Source organism: Vibrio sp. 1580 (genome assembly GCF_033340055.1).
The window spans coordinates 1-2,983 of record NZ_JAWOVT010000042.1; the positions used below are offsets into that span (position 1 = coordinate 1).

The following is a 2,983-nucleotide window of genomic DNA, read 5'->3' on the forward strand; positions in this document are numbered from 1 at the left end:
ATCAACTCGAAACTCCTTCGGGTTGTATGGTTAAGTGACTAAGCGTACACGGTGGATGCCTTGGCAGTCAGAGGCGATGAAGGACGTATTAACTTGCGATAAGCCCAGATTAGGTAGTAAAAACCATTTGAGTCTGGGATTTCCGAATGGGGAAACCCAATACCATAAGGTATTACTGTTGAGTGAATACATAGCTCAACAGGGCGAACCGGGGGAACTGAAACATCTAAGTACCCCGAGGAAAAGAAATCAACCGAGATTCCGAAAGTAGCGGCGAGCGAAATTGGACTAGCCCTTAAGCTTTACACGCGTTAGACGAACAGCCTGGAAAGGCCGACGATACAGGGTGATAGTCCCGTAGTTGACGACGTGTGTTCAGTGAAATCGAGTAGGGCGGGACACGTGATATCCTGTCTGAATATGGGGGGACCATCCTCCAAGGCTAAATACTACTGACTGACCGATAGTGAACCAGTACCGTGAGGGAAAGGCGAAAAGAACCCCTGTGAGGGGAGTGAAATAGAACCTGAAACCGTGTACGTACAAGCAGTAGGAGCAGGCTTGTCCTGTGACTGCGTACCTTTTGTATAATGGGTCAGCGACTTATATTCAGTGGCAAGGTTAACCATCTAGGGGAGCCGTAGGGAAACCGAGTCTTAACTGGGCGTTCAGTCTCTGGATATAGACCCGAAACCAGGTGATCTAGCCATGGGCAGGTTGAAGGTTGAGTAACATCAACTGGAGGACCGAACCGACTAATGTTGAAAAATTAGCGGATGACTTGTGGCTAGGGGTGAAAGGCCAATCAAACCTGGAGATAGCTGGTTCTCCCCGAAAGCTATTTAGGTAGCGCCTCGGACGAATACTACTGGGGGTAGAGCACTGTTAAGGCTAGGGGGTCATCCCGACTTACCAACCCTTTGCAAACTCCGAATACCAGTAAGTACTATCCGGGAGACACACGGCGGGTGCTAACGTCCGTCGTGGAGAGGGAAACAACCCAGACCGCCAGCTAAGGTCCCAAATTACTACTAAGTGGGAAACGATGTGGGAAGGCTCAGACAGCCAGGATGTTGGCTTAGAAGCAGCCATCATTTAAAGAAAGCGTAATAGCTCACTGGTCGAGTCGGCCTGCGCGGAAGATGTAACGGGGCTAAGTAGTAAACCGAAGCTGCGGCAATGCACTTTAGTGCATTGGGTAGGGGAGCGTTCTGTAAGCGGTTGAAGGTGTGTGGTAACGCATGCTGGACGTATCAGAAGTGCGAATGCTGACATGAGTAACGATAAAGGGGGTGAAAAACCTCCTCGCCGGAAGACCAAGGGTTCCTGTCCAACGTTAATCGGGGCAGGGTAAGTCGACCCCTAAGGCGAGGCCGAAAGGCGTAGTCGATGGGAAACGGGTTAATATTCCCGTACTTCTTACAATTGCGATGGGGGGACGGAGAAGGCTAGGTGGGCCTGGCGACGGTTGTCCAGGTTCAAGTGCGTAGGCTGAGAAATTAGGTAAATCCGGTTTCTCTTAAGGCTGAGACACGACGTCGAGCATCTACGGATGTGAAGTCATTGATGCCATGCTTCCAGGAAAAGCCTCTAAGCTTCAGATTGTAAGGAATCGTACCCCAAACCGACACAGGTGGTCGGGTAGAGAATACCAAGGCGCTTGAGAGAACTCGGGTGAAGGAACTAGGCAAAATGGTACCGTAACTTCGGGAGAAGGTACGCTCTCGACGGTGAAGTCCCTCGCGGATGGAGCTATTGAGAGTCGCAGATACCAGGTGGCTGCAACTGTTTATTAAAAACACAGCACTGTGCAAAATCGCAAGATGACGTATACGGTGTGACGCCTGCCCGGTGCCGGAAGGTTAATTGATGGGGTTAGACTTCGGTCGAAGCTCTTGATCGAAGCCCCGGTAAACGGCGGCCGTAACTATAACGGTCCTAAGGTAGCGAAATTCCTTGTCGGGTAAGTTCCGACCTGCACGAATGGCGTAATGATGGCCACGCTGTCTCCACCCGAGACTCAGTGAAATTGAAATCGCTGTGAAGATGCAGTGTACCCGCGGCTAGACGGAAAGACCCCGTGAACCTTTACTACAGCTTGGCACTGAACATTGACCCTACATGTGTAGGATAGGTGGGAGGCTTTGAAGCGCAGTCGCTAGATTGCGTGGAGCCGTCCTTGAAATACCACCCTTGTAGTGTTGATGTTCTAACGTCGACCCCTTATCGGGGTTGCGGACAGTGCCTGGTGGGTAGTTTGACTGGGGCGGTCTCCTCCCAAAGCGTAACGGAGGAGCACGAAGGTGGGCTAATCACGGTTGGACATCGTGAGGTTAGTGCAATGGCATAAGCCCGCTTGACTGCGAGAATGACAATTCGAGCAGGTGCGAAAGCAGGTCATAGTGATCCGGTGGTTCTGAATGGAAGGGCCATCGCTCAACGGATAAAAGGTACTCCGGGGATAACAGGCTGATACCGCCCAAGAGTTCATATCGACGGCGGTGTTTGGCACCTCGATGTCGGCTCATCACATCCTGGGGCTGAAGTCGGTCCCAAGGGTATGGCTGTTCGCCATTTAAAGTGGTACGCGAGCTGGGTTTAGAACGTCGTGAGACAGTTCGGTCCCTATCTGCCGTGGGCGTTGGAGAATTGAAAGGGGCTGCTCCTAGTACGAGAGGACCGGAGTGGACGAACCTCTGGTGTTCGGGTTGTGTCGCCAGACGCATTGCCCGGTAGCTAAGTTCGGGATCGATAACCGCTGAAAGCATCTAAGCGGGAAGCGAGCCTTGAGATGAGTTCTCCCTGATACTTTAAGTATCCTAAAGGGTTGTCGTAGACTACGACGTTGATAGGCAGGGTGTGTAAGCGTTGTGAGGCGTTGAGCTAACCTGTACTAATTGCCCGTGAGGCTTAACCATACAACACCCAAGGGGTTTTGATGGACTCAATGAAAGAACATTGAATGTGTAAGAACGAGAATTAA

The 2,983-nt window shown here is 51.4% G+C and carries 1 rRNA gene; it reads left to right on the forward strand.

Annotation, left to right across the window (positions count from 1 at the left end):
• Positions 1 to 28 precede the first annotated feature (28 nt).
• A 23S ribosomal RNA gene (locus R7093_RS23855) occupies positions 29 to 2,918 on the forward strand.
• Positions 2,919 to 2,983: the final 65 nt, after the last annotated feature.